At 32.9% G+C, this 18,246-nt stretch carries 16 protein-coding genes; 3 read left to right on the forward strand and 13 right to left on the reverse strand.

Going from position 1 to position 18,246, the window contains the following annotated elements; genetic code table 11:
- Positions 1-15: 15 nt before the first annotated feature.
- The 8 genes from murQ to ACO6VN_RS09540 form a co-directional block, all read right to left on the reverse strand.
- Complete coding sequence (gene murQ, locus ACO6VN_RS09505) at positions 16-900, reverse strand: N-acetylmuramic acid 6-phosphate etherase (RefSeq protein WP_194200552.1); 885 nt, start codon at positions 898-900, stop codon at positions 16-18.
- A 4-nt stretch (positions 901-904) separates the two neighbouring features.
- Positions 905-1,951 carry a MupG family TIM beta-alpha barrel fold protein gene (locus tag ACO6VN_RS09510; RefSeq protein ID WP_017000821.1) on the reverse strand — a complete coding sequence of 349 codons (1,047 nt, stop codon included), beginning with the start codon at positions 1,949-1,951 and terminating at the stop codon, positions 905-907.
- A gap of 192 nt (positions 1,952-2,143) precedes the next feature.
- Entirely contained in the window at positions 2,144-2,527 is a 384-nt protein-coding gene (panD, locus tag ACO6VN_RS09515) for an aspartate 1-decarboxylase (RefSeq protein WP_017000822.1), read from the reverse strand.
- A gap of 200 nt (positions 2,528-2,727) precedes the next feature.
- On the reverse strand, positions 2,728-4,350 hold the full coding sequence (locus ACO6VN_RS09520) for a BCCT family transporter (RefSeq protein WP_017000823.1): 1,623 nt from the start codon (positions 4,348-4,350) through the stop codon (positions 2,728-2,730).
- Between the two features lie 81 nt (positions 4,351-4,431).
- Complete coding sequence (locus ACO6VN_RS09525) at positions 4,432-4,902, reverse strand: thioesterase family protein (protein ID WP_194200549.1); 471 nt, start codon at positions 4,900-4,902, stop codon at positions 4,432-4,434.
- 4 nt (positions 4,903-4,906) lie between these two features.
- Entirely contained in the window at positions 4,907-5,875 is a 969-nt protein-coding gene (locus tag ACO6VN_RS09530) for a 3-hydroxyacyl-CoA dehydrogenase NAD-binding domain-containing protein (RefSeq protein WP_194200548.1), read from the reverse strand.
- A complete protein-coding gene (locus tag ACO6VN_RS09535; protein WP_194200547.1) occupies positions 5,872-6,762 on the reverse strand; it encodes a 3-keto-5-aminohexanoate cleavage protein in 891 nt (296 codons plus the stop codon). The genes ACO6VN_RS09530 and ACO6VN_RS09535 overlap by 4 nt, the downstream gene beginning before the upstream one ends.
- Before the next feature lie 170 nt (positions 6,763-6,932).
- Entirely contained in the window at positions 6,933-7,469 is a 537-nt protein-coding gene (locus ACO6VN_RS09540; protein WP_194200546.1) for a TetR/AcrR family transcriptional regulator, read from the reverse strand.
- Between the two features lie 514 nt (positions 7,470-7,983).
- Here ACO6VN_RS09540 and ACO6VN_RS09545 point away from each other — a divergent pair.
- A complete protein-coding gene (locus ACO6VN_RS09545) occupies positions 7,984-8,439 on the forward strand; it encodes a MarR family winged helix-turn-helix transcriptional regulator (RefSeq protein WP_216683918.1) in 456 nt (151 codons plus the stop codon).
- Positions 8,440-8,450: 11 nt separating this feature from the next.
- The gene (locus ACO6VN_RS09550; RefSeq protein ID WP_017000829.1) at positions 8,451-8,819 is read left to right on the forward strand and encodes a transcriptional regulator, SarA/Rot family; all 369 of its coding nucleotides are present in this window, start codon (positions 8,451-8,453) and stop codon (positions 8,817-8,819) included.
- Between the two features lie 60 nt (positions 8,820-8,879).
- On the opposite strand, the gene ACO6VN_RS09555 is transcribed toward ACO6VN_RS09550, so the two are convergent.
- Positions 8,880-10,511, reverse strand: a complete 1,632-nt coding sequence (locus ACO6VN_RS09555; protein ID WP_422404576.1) for a poly(glycerol-phosphate) alpha-glucosyltransferase — start codon at positions 10,509-10,511, stop codon at positions 8,880-8,882.
- A 102-nt stretch (positions 10,512-10,613) separates the two neighbouring features.
- Positions 10,614-13,208, reverse strand: coding sequence for a fibrinogen-binding adhesin SdrG C-terminal domain-containing protein (locus ACO6VN_RS09560; RefSeq protein ID WP_422404577.1), 2,595 nt, complete (start codon positions 13,206-13,208; stop codon positions 10,614-10,616).
- Between the two features lie 364 nt (positions 13,209-13,572).
- Between ACO6VN_RS09560 and ACO6VN_RS09565 the strand changes: the two genes are divergently transcribed.
- Positions 13,573-15,090: an AbgT family transporter gene (locus ACO6VN_RS09565; RefSeq protein WP_422404578.1), complete on the forward strand. Its 1,518-nt coding sequence runs from the start codon at positions 13,573-13,575 to the stop codon at positions 15,088-15,090.
- Between the two features lie 365 nt (positions 15,091-15,455).
- Here the strand turns inward: ACO6VN_RS09565 and ACO6VN_RS09570 are convergent, their stop codons facing one another.
- The 3 genes from ACO6VN_RS09570 to ACO6VN_RS09580 are packed head-to-tail and all read right to left on the reverse strand — an operon-like array spanning position 15,456 to position 18,233.
- Positions 15,456-16,073, reverse strand: a complete 618-nt coding sequence (locus ACO6VN_RS09570; RefSeq protein WP_194200538.1) for an AAA family ATPase — start codon at positions 16,071-16,073, stop codon at positions 15,456-15,458.
- Positions 16,067-16,927: a class II fructose-bisphosphate aldolase gene (locus tag ACO6VN_RS09575; RefSeq protein ID WP_194200537.1), complete on the reverse strand. Its 861-nt coding sequence runs from the start codon at positions 16,925-16,927 to the stop codon at positions 16,067-16,069. The genes ACO6VN_RS09570 and ACO6VN_RS09575 overlap by 7 nt, the downstream gene beginning before the upstream one ends.
- A 16-nt stretch (positions 16,928-16,943) precedes the next feature.
- Complete coding sequence (locus ACO6VN_RS09580) at positions 16,944-18,233, reverse strand: PTS sugar transporter subunit IIC (RefSeq protein ID WP_017001017.1); 1,290 nt, start codon at positions 18,231-18,233, stop codon at positions 16,944-16,946.
- Positions 18,234-18,246 lie beyond the last annotated feature (13 nt).

The following is an 18,246-nucleotide window of genomic DNA, read 5'->3' on the forward strand; positions in this document are numbered from 1 at the left end:
ACATACACCCCTTGTTTACGTATTTCTCACAAACCCTTTAGCTTTTTCTAATTTCTGAATGGCTTCTTCTTTACTCACATTGTGCATGCCCATAACAATTGCCACTTTTACTTGTTCATCGCTTTCTTCAAAAAGTTTCTGGCTTTCTTCATATGAACACCCTAAAACTTCTTGAATCATATTAATAGCACGTTGTACAAGTTTTTTGTTGGTTGGTTTAACATCAATCATTAAGTTTTCATAAACTTTTCCTATACCAACCATCGCACCAGTTGAAATCATATTTAAAATGAGTTTTTGAGCTGTACCTGCTTTCAACCTTGTTGAGCCTGTTAAAACTTCTGGACCAACATCAACTTGAACCGGAAAATCAGCGTAATTTCCTACTTCTGATTGTTGATTACATGTTACACAACCAGTAGGAACGCCTATGCTTTGGGCGTATTTTAATCCACCTATAACATATGGTGTTCTTCCACTAGCAGCAATGCCTATAACCGTGTCATTTTCGTTTATATTTAAATTTCTTAAATCTTGTTCCCCTAATTCTAAATCATCTTCAGCCCCTTCTACTGCAATCGTCATTGCTTCTGAACCACCTGCAATTAAACCTATTACGACGTCTGGCGTGACACCAAACGTTGGGACACATTCCGCAGCATCCAATACCCCTAATCTTCCGCTCGTTCCTGCTCCCATGTAAATTAACCTTCCCCCATTGTTTAAGCCCGTAATAGCTCTTTTAATCAATTCGGCTATCGCATTATTCTCTAACTTAATTTGCTCGGCTACTTTTTGATCTTCTGTATTCATCACTTCAACAAATTGTTCTGGCGTTAAAGTATCTAGTTTTGATGAATATTTATTTCTTGATTCAGTAGTTAGTTTTTTTATGTCCATCACATTATCCCCTTTTAATAAATTGGAAAGCTTGCCCAGCACCAATCATATTTATACAATCTAAATTGCTACTAGAAACACGCCCAATAACATTCACGGCTTCATTTGCTTCTAAATCTCTCTTGACGATTTGCAGTTCGTTCATGTATCGCCCATATTTCAAGTTATCTAATGTAACGGTCCCCTTAACTCTTTCAGTCGTATTATCTGGTTTAACTTCCCCTTGAAAACTCATCCTTGCCTCTTCCGCTCTTACTACATCTCTCGCTTTGTCTTTCCTATTATGAAAAATTCTCCCTGTTACATCTTTTAAAGCAGGTGTTTCCTCTTCAATATAAAGACTTACGATTCCATTATTAAAATAATCATGAAATTGATTTATGATATCTAAGTCTATGCTTGTGTCCCCAATACAAACAACGTCGATATCATATTTTAATAATTGATAAGCAGCATATAAAGGATGTATATTTCTGTGTGCTTCAAGTGTTGGTAATCCTCTAAAGATAGGCCCTCTTAATTTAGTACCAGGGACAAATGCCATAATTTTCACATCCGGAAAAACATCCCTTATTTCTTTGTTTTTAGAAATGAAAAACTCATTTTCTAATCCTGTTTCCGGTCGTGGGTAATAATTATGTGCAACCATCACTTTTGATAAGTCTATATCTTTAGCTTTAAGTTGATAGAGCAATTCGACAGCGTCAGTACTTGCGTTACATACTACATTAACTTCATTTAATAAAGATATAATATCTTCTATCTCCAATGATATATCTAATCTTATAAAATCTATTCCAGCATCTTTTAAAGTAGTAGGCTTTTTATATGACAATCCTAAAGTCTTAAACGTTTTAGGATTTGCATCTGCAATAATCTCTGCTCTACCATTTACTATTTTATTTAACTCTTTTAATTTGGTTAAATACAACATTGGATCATCTTCTGGTATTTGCAATGAAGTAAATACATATTTGGCACCTTCATTAAGCATTGTTTCAATATAAGTCTTATCAAATGGTTCTCCTAAATAAACAGAAAAGCCTAGCATTTCAACACACTCCTTATTGGAATCGCTTACATTATCTCACTTTTGGAATGAAATTTCAATATAATATTAAAATATAACTAGAAACGAAATGAAATTACAAAAAGCTTTAAAGTTCAAAATAAAAGTTCTGAACTTTAAAGCTTTTTAGATTAATAATAGTATTAAGGCAAGTATATTCATGACATAGCCACTTTATAATATGATTTCATTTTCCTTCTCATGAATCATTTCAATAATTTCATTACGTTCATTCATTACTGCTACTTTAGGTGATAAATTTTTAGCTTCTTCGTTTGTAACTTGTACGTAATTCATAATGATAATAACATCATCTACTTGAACTAAACGTGCAGCTGCACCATTCAAACAAATCTTACCGCTTCCTCGTTCACCTTCAATTACATAAGTTTCTAATCTTGCACCGTTATTATTATTAACGATTGCTACCTTTTCATTCGGCAAAATATCTACTGCATCAAGAATATCTGCATCTATAGTAATACTACCTACATAATTTAAATTTGCTTCAGTTACCCTCGCACGATGAATTTTTCCATACATCATAGTTCTTATCATGCTTTTCATCTCCATATATTTTTTTATAGTTATTATCATCATACAATTATATTTTCATACGTCAACAATTAAATTCTGAGACGTCTTTCTTCTATTATATAGTTGTTAGAGTGTATTCAAATATCATAATAAATGAAAAAGCACTAACTCGTTATATATAATTCAACGAATTAGTGCTCAAAATTTATATTAAAAAATATTTATTTCTTTTCCCACCATCTATCATTTTTGGCATACCTGATAGAAAGTGTACGACGTTCTCTTTCTTTATGAAGTCGAGAGCGTTCTTCTAGTTTAATACGATCGTTGCTTAGCGTTTTGATGAAGGATACCATCAGCAATATAAATATTATAATCAATGGCACACCTGCAATGATTGAGGCGGTTTGTAACAGATTTAAAATCTCATCCCCACTGATTAGCATAAGTGCTAACGGAATAAATGATAACGCAAATGCCCAGAATAATCTGTTCCAACGATATGGCTCGTCATCTACTTCAGTTTGTGTTGCTCCTGCTAAGATGTATGAACCTGAGTCGAAAGTAGTCGCTAAATAAATGACTGCTGTAATTACGAATATAACGATAACGACATTACTCATTGGTAACTGCTCTAAAATGGACATAATCGCAGCGGGTCCTTCTTTTTCTTGAAGTACTTTTGTAACAGAGAATTTACCAGTAATCTCTAGCCATAAACCATAGTTACCTAATATTCCGAAGAATAGTGTACAGCCAAGGGTACCGTATCCAAGTGTACCTAAAATAACTTCTTTTAACGTACGTCCTTTAGAAATACGGGCTATGAATAATCCTACGAATGGTGCGTATACTAACCACCAAGCCCAGTAGAATATTGTCCATGATTGTGGGAAGTTGTCTTTTGAAATATTACCAAGCCCACCAAATGGTTCTAACCATGTTGCCATTCTGAAGAAATCACGGAACATTAAACCTACACTAGAAAGCGTTGTTTCCATTATAAATACTGTTGGTCCAACAATAAATACAAATAATAATAATATAAACGTTAACCAAATATTAATGTCGCTTAATACTTTAATACCGTAATTAATACCTGAGTATGAACTTGCTGCAAATATCAATGTTGATATGCCTAGTATCGTTAATCGTAGCCAAGTTGAACTACCATCTAGACCTGTTAGTGAGCCAACTCCTTCAGCAATCATTGGCGTAGCAAGTCCTAAAGTCGTACCTGCACCACCTAGTAAACCAAAAATGAAGAGAACATCAATCATTTTCCCAGGCCATTTGTCAGTGTATTTTCCTATTAGTGGTCGACATGCATGACTAATACGTATAATAGGTTGTTCTTTTACATAAAGCGAATAAGCGATTGGAAGTGCTGGCAAGACATATATTGCCCAAGCAATAGGTCCCCAGTGAAACATTCCATATGTAGCAGCATAATTAATTGCTTCTTCACTACGTGGTTTGATATGAAACGGTGGACCATCATAATAATATGCCCATTCGATAATACCCCAATATAAAATACTAGAGCCGATACCTGCACAGAATAACATTGCTGCCCAACTCATCGTATTAAATTCAGGTTTATCATTAGGTTTACCTAGTACAATTCCACCATATTTACCAAATGCGATATAAAGTATAAAGATTAAAACAGCTAGACCAATTCCTAAATAAACAGCACCTAATTTTGAGGTTATTAGATCATTAAGTGATAATATTACTTGACTACTTGCATCTGGAAATGCAATTAAGGGTATAACTACAGATAGCAATATAAGTAAAGAAATTGTAAATGTAACCCAATCCATCAATTTAAATTTTTTCACAATTTACTCATCCTTTAATTTAGTGATTTTTTTCATATAATTAGGACTATCTGCATCATACAAACAGTCCTAGTTATACTTTTATTTACGTTTAATGCCTATTTGACGTCCTAATTCACGTGGTAATGAATCGTCTTGCTTCTTAACTGACTCATTTTTAATTTGCTCTATAATGTTATCTGGAAACGCACTAGGACGGCCACTTTCGACATCGATTCCCATTAACATCACTTCATATGTAGAGCATAATTCGTTTGAACTATTAAACATATTCATGAATACATGACATCTCTTCTGATCAAAGTCTATTAATTGTACACTGACATTTAACGTTTCATTTTTGGGTACTTCTTTTTGGTAAGTAATATGATTTTCTAACGTAAATACAGTATATTTAATATCTTTAATCGTTTGAACATCTAACCCTATGTGAGCAAGCCAAGCATCAGTTGCTTGACTGAACACACGGTTATATTCTGCATCATTCATATGGTTGTTATAATCTAACCACTCATTCTGAACAGTTGTTTGATAGTTGAAAAAGTTAGACACGACATTAAACCTCCGTCTTAGTGAGTTGTTTTTTCTTCATATAATCACTATTTTTTGGCCAATATTCTTCTGCAAGTTCTTTAACTTTAATTAAAAATTCATTTCTTTTTTGGTCTAATTCTGACATTGAATAACCAAATGACGATTGTTCACAGCCTTCAACAACTGCATTGTATAAATCTGTTGTTAATTCTGGCGCGACTAGTTTCGTCCACGGTTTCTTCAGAGCAGGACCAAATTGTTTTAACATGTGACGCATACCACCTTGACCGCCAGCTAAATGGAAAGTCATAAATGGTCCATATTGTGCATATCTTAAGCCAGCTGCATGAGTAAATGCTTTATCTACTTCTTCTGTTGTAGCAATGCCTTCGTTTACAATATGCAATGATTCACGCCATAAAGCTTCCATAAGACGGTCTGCAATGTGGCCTTCTATTTCATGACGTACATGAAGTACATCATTTCCGATAGTTTCATAGATTTCTTCAGCTTTAATAACTGTTTCTTCGCTTGTTTGTTTACCTGGCACAATTTCAACTAAAGGTAAAATATAAACAGGATGGAAAGGATGCGCTACGACTAATCTTTCAGGATGCTTTAAATTTCTTTGTAATTCTGTTGGTTTAATACCTGATGTACTAGAACCGATAATTGCATCTGGACGTGCATAAAAATCAATATCCGTTAATACTTTATCTTTAATTTCTTCTACTTCTGGTACATTTTCTTGTATAAGGTCTGCATCTTTAACAGCTTCTTCTAAATAAGGTGTGAATGTTAAATTATCAAGTGACGCATTTGGGTGTAAGCCCATACGTTCAGCATATGGCCAATTAGATTTCACTTGTTCTAACATTGTTTCATATGCACTTTCACTTGGGTCTGTCGCTACAACTTCATGTCCATGAGCGAGCATACGTGTAATCCAACCGCTTCCGATTACACCTGTTCCTACTACTGCAAATTTCATGATTGTCCTCCTTTAGGGTCTCTTAGTTGATAAAATTCACGCGCTTCTTGAGGCGTCATAGGTTCTATATCTAATTCTTTTAATATTTCTACAGCTTTTTCTACTAATGCTTCATTTGTAGCTTTAACACCTTTAGATATATATAGGTTATCTTCTAAACCAACACGGACACTGCCGCCACGTTTAGCTATTTCTTCTACAGTTGGTAATTGCATTCTACCTATACCAAAGCCTGACCAATGTGCATTTTCTGGTAAACGAGTTTTAAAGTATTCAATCGTTTCTGCGTCATTATCTGCTCCCCATGGAATACCTAGACAAAATTGGAACATTGGTTCTCCATCAATTAAGCCTTCTGAAATTAATTGTCTAGCAAATCGAATGTGACCACTATCGAAACATTCAAGTTCCGGTTTAACACCAGCTTCTTGTACAAGACGTGCTTGTTCACGTAGCCAATCTGAAGGGCTTAAGTAAACCATATCTCCGAAGTTAGTACTTCCGCAGTCTAGCGTACACATTTCTGGTAATAATGTTCCGATAGGCTCATGACGCTCTTCAGGCGTTTGCATGTCTGAACCTTCCCCAGCAGTGTATGGATCTTGTAAATTAGGGATGAAATCTCCACCACCACCAGATGTAATATTGATAATAATATCTTCACCCGATTCACGGATTAATCGTATAGCTTCTCTAAATAATTCTGTATCGTGACTAATACCACCAGTTTCTGGGTCACGTGCATGAATATGTGCAACTGTTGCCCCAGCACGTGCACATTTAATTGCTGAATCTGCAATTTCTTCCGGTGTAACTGGTACATTTTCATTCTTCTCAACAGTATCTCCAGCGCCAGTTATAGCCGCTGTTAACATTACTTTATTCATTATAATCCTCCTGAAATGATGTTTTTTAAAAAATTCAACGTTTGTTAGTATACCAACTGGACGGTAAAGTTTCAAGCCGTTATTCAAATTCTTTTTTAAACACAAAAAAAGCTGGGACATAATAATGTCTCAGCCTGATTAACCACTATAGATTAAATATTTTAAATTGTTTAATTCTTATTTGTATAATTTGATAATTGGTTTAAAACTTCTTCACGTCTTGATTCATCTATTGCATCAAGTCCGAACAATTCTGTTAACCATAAGCCATCGATAGCAAGTCGAATAATAGTTGCATCTACAGGGTTCAAACCATCGTCTTCAATAAAATGTTGCCACTCTTGATAAGTTTCTTGCAACGGTTTTAAAAGTGAGCGGTCGTTACCTTGTGCTGCTAATACAGCTGAACTGATAGCAATATTATTGTCTCGATGACTTCTAGTAGCTTCAATATATCCTCGTAACAATTTACCAGTATCATCATTATCTTGAATATTTGTATCTACATTATTACGATAAGTGGCACTTGCATAATCGACTAATCCTTGAATTAAAGCTTTTTTGTTTTTAAAGTGATACAAAAGTCCGCCTTTGCTCACCTCTGCACGTTTTGCGACAGCATCAAGTGTAAGAGAATCAGTGCCTTGTTCATTTACTATTTGAATTGCTGCTTCAAGCATCTGTGTACGTCTATCGATTTTACTCATACTTGTCATCTCATTTCGGTTTGTAATTATAAAAGTCATTGTATACTAAATAATCTTTTTTATAAACATAGACTATTTCAAAAGTTGTAACTTATTGCCAATTTTTATTAATTTAAATATCCACCTATAACAATACCCTGTTATTTTTATATATATATCATTTATTGCTATTTGTAAATTACTATTTCAATATTCGTACATAATTCTACTAAAATATATAAATTTATTTTGATCTTAATAGTTTAATCAAAGTCCATGAATCACTTATTTGACAGCCTTTGTTTAGCTTTCGTTATATATTAGTTACATTAAATAAATATACAATTAATTATTAGAATATATAAAAGTTCGATTTATTATTGTATTTTACAACAATAATAAATTAGTAAATCTTAAACCTTTTTTAATAGTTTTTTAAACAATATTATTGTATAATTCTATATTTTTGGTATTATTTAGTATTATAAGGGTTTATAGTTATATTTTGACAATACTATATTGGGGGCACATCAAAATGAATGATCAATCTTTAAACGAAAATGCTGAAATTTTCAAAACTTCCCTAGTAAATTTATGTAGTAATTTGCATTATCTATGCAAAGATGTTGCGCAATCCCATGGCATATCCTTAAAACTCGCAAATTTACTAGAGATTATTTATGAACAAGATGGTATTACTTTGAACAACTTATGTAGAAAAATCGATGAAGACAAAGGAAATTTAAGTCGCCTAGTCAATGACTTAATGAAAGATTCTTATGTCATCAAAAAACAATCTGAACGTGATAAACGAATTTACTATATTTATATAACTGAATATGGTAAAGAAGCTATCCTAAATTTAAAACAAGTTTGCATACATAATATGGATAGCTTGCTGTCTATATTGTCTGAGGAAGAACAAAATCATTTTATAAAAGCTCTAACAAAACTTGATAATCACGTATATGACTTAACCATTAAAAAATAGGAGACGATTAAATGAAACAAATTATTTATTACGAACTATTTAAGAAAGATATCCTTAAGACAATTTATAATGAAAAGAAATTAAAAAGAATGGACATTTTAACTTTATTCTATCTATCTGAAATAGATGAGGAAGAAGTCTATGTAAGAAAATTGAGAGATATTATGTTCGATCCGCCCTCTTCAGAAATTACGAATTCATTAAAAACACTTGAACACTTCGGACTATTAAAGAAAGCTAGAGACCCATTTGATGAAAGAGCACTTATACTTAAAGATATTCAATTAAGTAAGATTGATGAAATCCTAGATTATTGTGAAAAAATCGTACAACATCATATAGACAGTATTGATTTAGTTCAAAAGAAAAAACTGATATAACATACTTAAAAAACTTCCTCATAAATTTTGAGGAAGTTTTTATGTATAAATAATTTTTTATTAAGTAATCTTATTATTTTCAAATACATTTTGATACTGCACATAACCTGAAATATAATGCTCCACATCATCTATGCGCACTCTGTAGCCATGGTGCTTAATAAAGAATGTGTTCATTATTCTTTCTGGATTTTTAAAATACATTACTATTTCTGGATAAAAATATCCAGTTCTTTGATAATTTGCTCTTGAATGAATGGTATCAATCAATTTTCTTTCGTCTATATACTCTGTTACTAAGTGTTTAAATCCACTATTTTTAGCTGATTGTACAAGTTTGTATGTCGCTACAAGCATTTCTAAAAATGTAGGAAATGTAGTTTCCCTTTGCTTAATATAGTCCAAATGACCAGCAGCATTTTTCATACCAAATATATAGTACTTTTCTTCATGCTTTAATTTCACTAACTCATTTGTACAATAACTTAACCAGTGATCATGATATTTCCAATAATTCTGTTTTATAAACTTTTCAAATAAATGTTTAACTAGATTGAGCCAATTTTCATCTCCATCAACTTGGTACAATCTTAATAAAGCAAAGGCAGCTTCCCCATCATAATATACAATGCGATACTTTTCTTTTACTTTTAACGTTGGATAATGCAATACATGTACCGTTTCTGCATCATTATCATCAATCATACTTTCAATACCTTTAGCTACTTTTTGTGCTATTTCTACATAATATAAATCATCTGGTCGATGTCTTAAATACTCACAAATCGCTAATATAAATGCTGCATTTTGCCCTAATTTAATTTCATTGATACCTTTTGTATCATCAAAAACATAAGCGATACCGTCATGTTCATATAAATAGTTTTCGATAATATAATTTAAAGGTTTCTTAGCGACTGAAATATCTTTATTCAAATAAGACAATCCTTCTATTAATGCATATGTAGAAGAAGAATGTCTTAAATTATTATAAAAATTAATTTTCTTATCAAAATGAGGAAAATACCCATAAATATACTTACCATTACTTTGAATTTCATACTTTAAATAATTTACACTTTGTTTAATTAATTCATCTATTTCTTCGTGAAAATTATCAACATCTCTTAAATTTTTCTCATAACCTTTTTCATTTAGCTTAATAATTCGATCTTTTTCAACATAAAAACCTTTTGTATAAAATTTAATTACTTTTTTATTATTATAGTAAGCCTTATTAAATACCAAGTTATTTTTCGTATACTTTCTTAAATAGTTATTGATATTTTTTTCAGATAGATATAATTTTTTATCTTTATTATTAGGTCTTATAAAGGCATTCGCATTAATGATTTCAGGTAAAAATGCATACCTCCAACTATCATCAAGTGAAAAACCATAGTCTACGTAATTTCTACGAGTCTTTTCCAAATCATTTACTAGTATATTAAACTCAATTTGCTCTGTATGTGTAACGATATCCATTTTAATCCAAACTGGCTCTTCACCCGTTTTTTTCTTAAATTGAGCACATGCTTTTAATATATCATCTTTTAAATATTTTTTTCTTTTCAAAACTGAAACTATAGCTTTAATATTTGGTAATCCTAAAGATAGAAACGAAATATCAAACTCTAGATTTTCTTCATTTAATGTTGCTAATAATTTATCAATTCGCTTTTCTAAAAACAATTTATTCCCTCATTTCTCGACTTTTGAAATAAGCTGAAAATAAATGGAACCAGGCTAAAAAGCCTGGTAGTAAAAATACTTCCATATTTATTTATACGCTATTTACTTTTCTTTTTTTCGGCTTCTACCAAATAAGAGCAATGAGCCTAAACCAGCAAATAATCCACCAAACAATAGACCATTTTGTGTATTTTCTTCACCTGTATCTGGTAATGTCTTATTAGATTTTCCATCTTTACTAGTACTAGCTGCTTTACCAACATTTGATCCAGAATGCGGTCCATTATCTATATTAGACCCTGGAACCATATCATGATCTACATCGGCGTCATTGTCGGAGTCCGCGTCACTATCGGAGTCCGCATCACTGTCTGAATCTGCGTCGCTATCTGAGTCTGCATCACTATCTGAGTCCGCGTCACTGTCAGAGTCTGCGTCACTATCGGAGTCCGCATCGCTGTCTGAGTCCGCATCGCTATCTGAATCGGCGTCACTGTCAGAGTCTGCGTCGCTATCGGAGTCTGCGTCACTATCGGAGTCTGCATCACTGTCTGAGTCCGCGTCACTATCGGAGTCCGCATCACTGTCTGAATCTGCGTCACTATCGGAGTCCGCATCACTGTCTGAATCTGCGTCGCTATCGGAGTCTGCATCACTATCTGAGTCTGCGTCGCTATCTGAATCAGCGTCACTGTCTGAGTCCGCATCACTATCGGAGTCTGCGTCGCTATCTGAGTCCGCGTCACTGTCAGAGTCTGCGTCACTATCGGAGTCTGCGTCGCTATCAGAGTCTGCATCACTATCTGAGTCCGCGTCACTATCGGAGTCCGCATCACTATCTGAGTCTGCGTCACTATCTGAGTCTGCATCACTATCTGAGTCCGTGTCACTGTCAGAGTCTGCATCACTATCTGAGTCCGCGTCACTGTCAGAGTCTGCGTCACTATCGGAGTCTGCATCACTGTCGGAGTCTGAGTCACTGTCAGAGTCTGCGTCGCTATCGGAATCCGCATCTGCGTCAGAATCTGAATCATCGTCGCCATCACCAGAACCAGAACCTTGTTTTACGATATTTTCATTGTCCCAATAATATGTGTTTTGATTTCCATAATAATCTGTATTACTATGAGTCACTCGTGTTCTTACACTTTCACCACTATTATCAAAGTGTCCGTCTACTACTACAACATAAGTTTTTGAAGTATTACTGAAATCTATTGTCGCTGTATTGTCTCTATAAGTAATTGCGTTACTAAACTGATTTGTTACATCTACATAATTTGAATCTTCAGGATTAATATAGTAACTATCTGTTAATTTTGTATTATCTTGAACTTCGTATACTTTAAATGATGTATTATTTTCATCAATTAAAGTACTACTTTTCGTAGGGTCTTCATGATAACCTTGGATTTTAACTGTAGAATAATTTAGTTTATTGCCTTTAGGATTAACGTATATAGATTGAGTATATTCATTTTGCCCAGAATGTAAGTCTATCTCTGTTATAAACGAAGTAATATTTGATCCATTTTCACCTCTATTACCTTGTACTGGACTTCCATAATTAATATTTATATCTTCATTAAATGTTTCGCCAGCTACATCAAACTCTAAAGGGTATTCACCAGATTGAGGAGCATTTTTTCTATCTGTAAATAATGGAAGTTCAAATTGACCATTAATATTCTTCTTACCATTTATAAAATCAGTAAATGTATACGTACCTGTTTTATTAGTAGTGTTGTACATTCCTGTAGCAATGACATCACCATTTGCATTTTTTAGTTCTGGTAAATTCATAATATTATTTAAATTTGAATAATCTACATCGCCATCAGCTGTTAAATACTGAGGTAATTTAAACGTAAAGTAGTCTCCAGATTTAACTTCTCCATCAACTTGGAATTTTGAATTAAAGGAAGTGTGTCCACTATTATTCGGATTGATATCTTGAGAATTAAAATTAAACTCAGTCGTGTTTACTTTATCATTTACTAATGTTCCAGAAGGTTGTTCACTTGCTTCCTCTGTACTTTCTTTGTCGTCTGTATCAGTTGCTGTATTCGTTACAGCATCATTAGTATTTGACTCTTCTCTATTGGTTTCTTTATCAGTTCGTGTATTTTCAACAGGTTCTTCGTTAGTTGATTCAGTGCTGTCTTCTACTTTATCTGTTACCGGTGTTTCTGGTGGCTCTTCTGTTGTTGCTTCTTCTTTGTCTTCTGCTTTATCTGTTACCGGTGTTTCTGATGGCTCTTCTGTTGTTGTTGCTTCGCTATCTTCTGCTTTATCTGCTGACGGTGTTTCTGGTGGCTCTTCTCTTGTTGCTTCTTCGCTATCTTCTACTTTATCTGTTACTAGTGTTTCTGTTGGCTCTTCTGTTGTCGTTGTTTCATTATTGATTTCGTTATCGTTTGATGTATTTTCAGCTGGTTCCACAACTGGCGGTAATTCTTCACTTGTTTTATTTTCTGTAGTTTTCTCAGCTGTTACCTTATTTATATTACCGTTATCGGTTATGTGTGTTGTACTACTAGTAGTAGTTTCTTCAGCTTGCGCTTCATTTCCTTGTCCTAAAAAGATTAGTGAACCTATGATAATTGAAGCTGTACCTACTGTGAATTTTCTAATTGAATACTTGTTTAATCGGTTAGGTATGAAATCTAACCTTCTTGAATTTGGTTTCTTTTTCAAAATAATCTTCTCCTTCCATTGTTAAAACTTCATTAATCGTTGTTAATTACAATAATTAGCAAACTTTATTATTTAAATAATAATTATAACAAATTAACAAATTTTTACATTCCTCCTTTTAAAAATATAATAGCATATTTTTTTCTGAAATGTATATTTTTTACAAATAATTATATTTATAATTTCATTATCAAATCTTATTCAATTACAAAATATCTCAAAATAAAAAAAGTTCGAATACACGAACGTTTCCCAACCTTTAATTTGCATTACCTTATTATTCTTATTTGTTTGATTTGTTATTCTTGAATTTAGTATAAATTACTATACAATTTTAGTATCACATAAAAAAGAAGGGATACACTTGCAACAAAATAAAATGAGCCGCTACCTAAGTAAAATTGAGAATATAGGTAATAGACTCCCACACCCAGTTACGATATTTTTAATATTTATCGTTATTTTATTTGTTCTTTCACATATACTTTATTTATTTGATGTGTCCGTATCATTTAAAGGTATAAACCAAGAAACTGGGAATGTAGAAAACCAAACTGCAAAAGTTATTAGCTTGCTGACACCTTCTGGTATTTCACATGTATTTACAAGTGTCGTTGAGAACTTTACATCTTTCGTAGCACTCGGCCCTGTTTTGGTCGCTATGCTTGGTGTTGGTGTAGCTGAGAAAACTGGTTATTTAAGTGCATTAATTCAAAAGACCGTTGCACATACACCACGTAAGTTCATAACTCCAATTGTTGTGTTATTAGGTGTACTTTCTAACATTGCCGCTTCAGTAGGATATGTTGTATTAGTGCCTCTTGGAGCAATGATTTTCTTATCATTTAAACGTCATCCTATAGCAGGACTCGCTGCTGCATTCAGTGGTGTAGCAGGTGGTTATTCTGCAAACCTATTTCTAGGTACAAACGATCCAATATTAAGTGGTATGACGACAGAAGCTGCACATATACTTAATGCTGATTACATTGTAAATGCTACAGATAACTGGTTCTTTATGTTTGTTTCTACTTTTCTTATTGTTGGAATTGGAACATTTATTACAGATAAAATTGTTGAACCTAGTTTAGGAGAATATGAAGAACCCGAAAACACTAAATTTGATGAAATTAATCCTAAAGCTTTTAAATGGGCTAACATTGCTTTAATTGCCGTAATTGTTGTTATCGGTAGTATGGTTATACCATCTAATGGATTATTAAGAGGAGAAAATGGGAGTTTTATCGATTCACCATTTATACACAGTATTATATTTACGATGATGCTCGTATTCCTTATCCCTGGTTTAACTTACGGTGTTATTAACAAAACAGTTAAAAACGATAAAGATGCAGTTGAACTCATGAGTGGGTCTTTAATGACAATGTCTGAATTTATTGTTTTAATCTTTTTCGCTGCACAGTTTGTTGCATTATTTGAATACTCTCATATTGGAACAATACTTTCTGTAAACGGTGCTGAATTACTGAAAGCTATGCATGTAAATGGACTAACGGCGCTAATAGCATTGATCATAATTACAACAATTATAAATATTTTTATCGCTGCAGACTCTGCAAAATGGGCACTCATGGCACCAATATTTGTACCGATGTTTATGCAATTAGGCGTTTCTCCTGAAGTTACACAAATCGCATATAGAATTGGAGACTCATCAACAAATATCATTTCACCACTAATGCCATTCTTCCCTTACATCGTGTCAGTAGCAGAAAGATATGGGAAGAAAAATGGGATAGGCACAGTCGTATCCGTCATGCTGCCATACTCTATCGTAATTCTCATATTATGGACAATTATGTTTGTTATTTGGTACTTACTAGGAATACCAGTCGGACCAGGCGCACAAACGAATATTTAGTTAAGTTAAAAATGAAATAGAAAGAGGCTGGACATATATCCTAACTCAAAATAAATAACATCTCCTTTCTAACTGAATAAATCAGTGAAATGAGATGTTATTTTTATATAATCTACGATTTTGTTTGTGCATGCTTGCCTAGGGTATGGTTCGAGCCTATAGTCTCTCACTCATATTATTCCCACAAGCGTCAGCACTTTACAAAATCATTACAAACGTCCATTTTTATACGAAAAATAAAGCACATTCGTATAATTTAATTAATTATGACAAAAACTATAACATGTCTCAAATAATACTTCCACTAGATATTGAAGTATTAATACCAGAAAATGATATTGCTCATTTTGTTTCAATTTAAAGCATTATAAATCAGTAATTGTTTTATTGTTAATCCAATTAATAATTTCATTCAAGTTTATATTCTCGTATTCTGTAACATCTATAAATTTACTTTCACCGATAGTGAATTGACTATACTTTCTATCCTCACATCTCTCTTCAAAACTTGAAAAATCATCAATATCATCTAATTTTATTGGTTCATCTTTTTTATGATATTTTGTAACTATATGACCAATATGTCTATTATCTTTTAAATCCCGTTCTTTTTGGCGATTATAAAGTACTTTAATATCTCCATATAACGTAATAGTTAGTGGTTTATAGTTATGTTTACTAATGATATTTTTTAAAGTTTCTTCTTGTTTATAACTAAACGGGTAATCTATTATTATTTTTTCTTTTTTCTCCATTAAAGTTTCCAGATTATCGTAGTATTCATCCCATGCCTTTAGACCAAGTCCGTGTTTTTCTTCTAAGTTATTAAATCCGAGTTTATCAAAATAGTCTTCTTTTATGTCATCATACGATAAGAGCTGCCAATCTTTATTTTGTTCTATAATTTTATGAGCTAGATATGTTTTTCCTGTTCCAGGTGGTCCGGCTAATATAATTAAGGTTTCTTGCTTTTTATTTACCATACTTTAACACGTTCTTTATTCATAAATAAATCAATTTTATGAGCTACAATATTTTTTACCGCTTCATTACAAGGTATTATATTGTGTCTTAATGATTTATTAATCTTTGTATCCCCAAAATATAACTTTGCCGTTTCTGTCCAAGAAACTAAAAGTTCAGTTCCTACATTAAATTTTCTAATACCATTATCTATCAATTCAGGGATATCTTCTTCTTTAACACCTGTGCCACCGTGGACAACTAATGGTGTTTTAACGATATCATTTATTTCTGCTAATAACGGTATATTCACATTTGTTTTAGATTTGAATTGTCCGTGATTAGTACCAATAGCCACAGCTAAAGCATCAACTTGCGAAGCTTCTGCAAAATACTTTGCATCTTGAGGATCTGTATATCTTACTTCTGATCCATCAATAGTAATACCTTCTTCAGTGCCTCCAATTATTCCAAGTTCTCCTTCCACTGATGCTCCATATTTATGAGCATAATCTACTACAGCTTTAGTCTTCATAATATTCTCTTTTAAAGGCAATGAAGAACCGTCAAACATTACTGATGAATAACCAGCATCAATAGCCTCTTTTATATCGTTAAAGTCTTTAGCGTGATCTAGATGTAGCACTACATCGACCATTTCATTGTTTGCAATTCCTTTTGTAACATTAACTAAATTCCTATATCCTATATATTTTGCAGTATCTACGCTTGTTTGTATTATTATCGGGCTACCTGCCTCTTTAGCAGCATCAATCATGCTTGGTAACATTTCTAAATTATGTGCGTTAAATGCACCAATCGTACAGTTCATTTTTTCCGCTTTCTCTGTTGCTTCTTTTAAATTAATATACATATAAGTTCCTCTCCTTTTAAAATGCTTTCATTAATGGTCCAATTATCCACGCATAAAATAAAGCTGCCGCTACCGTATCCACATCTGTTGCAGTAGCATTAACAAATCCCATGTTACTTAAAACTGTGACTAATAAAGCTGGTAATAAAGTTATAAACAACCCATGTGCAACTCCGCCAATGATTGCCCCTCTAAATCCTCCTGTTAAATTACCAAAAATCCCAGCAGTACCACCTGCAAAGAAGTTAGTCAGTATTCCCGGTATAATCATAGCTAAACCAATTTTCGGGAAAAAGAACATAGCTATAACAGTTCCAATTGTAGTCGTTATAAAACCAATAATTACTGCATTTGGTGAAAATGGAAAGAGTACTGGACAGTCTAAAGCTGGTTTTGCATTCGGTACAAGTTTCATTGCAATTCCTTTAAATGCTGGAACTATTTCGCCTAATAGTAAACGAACACCTGCAAGTAAAACATATACACCAACAACAAATTGTATTGATTGTAGAAATGCATACATTATATAATTTGTATCGCCAGATAATCCTGATGCATAACTTTCACCAGCAAATAAAACTGTAACTAAATACAAGGGAGCCATGACAACCATTAATGATAAATAAGTATCTTGTAAAAACTCGAAATTCTTAGGCAATTTAAGATCTTCTACTGATTTTCTATTCTCTCCTCTTTTACCGAAAACATAACCAACGCCCGCTTCAAATACATAACCTAAAGTACAAAAGTGACCAAGAGCAATATGATCTCCACCCACTATTTTTCGTACAAAAGGCTGTGCTATAGCTGGCATAATTGTTGCAAAGACTCCTCCTATAAAACCCCCAACTAATACTAAGGAAATCCCTCGAAGTCCTGCGAAATAACCTCCAATTGTCGTCATAGTGGCCATCCATAACAAAGCTTGACCAGTTAAGAAAATATATTTCCATGGTGAAAATCTTGCTATTAATATATTAAATATAAAAATTGCTAAAAAGGTAAAAGCAATTTCTCTACCTAAACCTAATTCTCCCATCGCTTGACCATTTATTGCTTCAATTGAAGGGACGATTCCATCCATATGAAATCCTTCAGAAAATATTTTTCCAAAATAAGTTAAGCTACCTACAATTATCGCTGATCCTGCAGTTAAAACTTGAAATCCTAACAGTGTCTTAAATGATCCTGAAATTATTTGTCCCGTTGATTTTCTTTGTAACATCAAACCTACCATTGCAATCAAAGCTACTATAATGGCTGCTTGTGTTAATATATTTTGGATTATAAAATTTATAATTTGCATAGCATCACTTCCT

The organism is Mammaliicoccus sp. JADD-157 (genome assembly GCF_049310805.1).
GTDB classification, from domain to species: Bacteria; Bacillota; Bacilli; order Staphylococcales; family Staphylococcaceae; genus Mammaliicoccus; species Mammaliicoccus lentus.

Coding starts and splice junctions, on each gene's coding strand:
- ACO6VN_RS09540 (WP_194200546.1), bottom strand. CDS start 7,469: ATGAGTAAAATCGATAGACGTACACAGATGCTTGAAGCAGCAATTCAA.
- ACO6VN_RS09535 (WP_194200547.1), bottom strand. CDS start 6,762: ATGAATAAAGTAATGTTAACAGCGGCTATAACTGGCGCTGGAGATACT.
- ACO6VN_RS09575 (WP_194200537.1), bottom strand. CDS start 16,927: ATGTATATTAATTTAAAAGAAGCAACAGAGAAAGCGGAAAAAATGAAC.
- ACO6VN_RS09510 (WP_017000821.1), bottom strand. CDS start 1,951: ATGCTAGGCTTTTCTGTTTATTTAGGAGAACCATTTGATAAGACTTAT.
- ACO6VN_RS09570 (WP_194200538.1), bottom strand. CDS start 16,073: ATGGTAAATAAAAAGCAAGAAACCTTAATTATATTAGCCGGACCACCT.
- panD (WP_017000822.1), bottom strand. CDS start 2,527: ATGATAAGAACTATGATGTATGGAAAAATTCATCGTGCGAGGGTAACT.
- ACO6VN_RS09550 (WP_017000829.1), top strand. CDS start 8,451: ATGAAACAAATTATTTATTACGAACTATTTAAGAAAGATATCCTTAAG.
- ACO6VN_RS09530 (WP_194200548.1), bottom strand. CDS start 5,875: ATGAAATTTGCAGTAGTAGGAACAGGTGTAATCGGAAGCGGTTGGATT.
- murQ (WP_194200552.1), bottom strand. CDS start 900: ATGGACATAAAAAAACTAACTACTGAATCAAGAAATAAATATTCATCA.
- ACO6VN_RS09580 (WP_017001017.1), bottom strand. CDS start 18,233: ATGCAAATTATAAATTTTATAATCCAAAATATATTAACACAAGCAGCC.
- ACO6VN_RS09545 (WP_216683918.1), top strand. CDS start 7,984: ATGAATGATCAATCTTTAAACGAAAATGCTGAAATTTTCAAAACTTCC.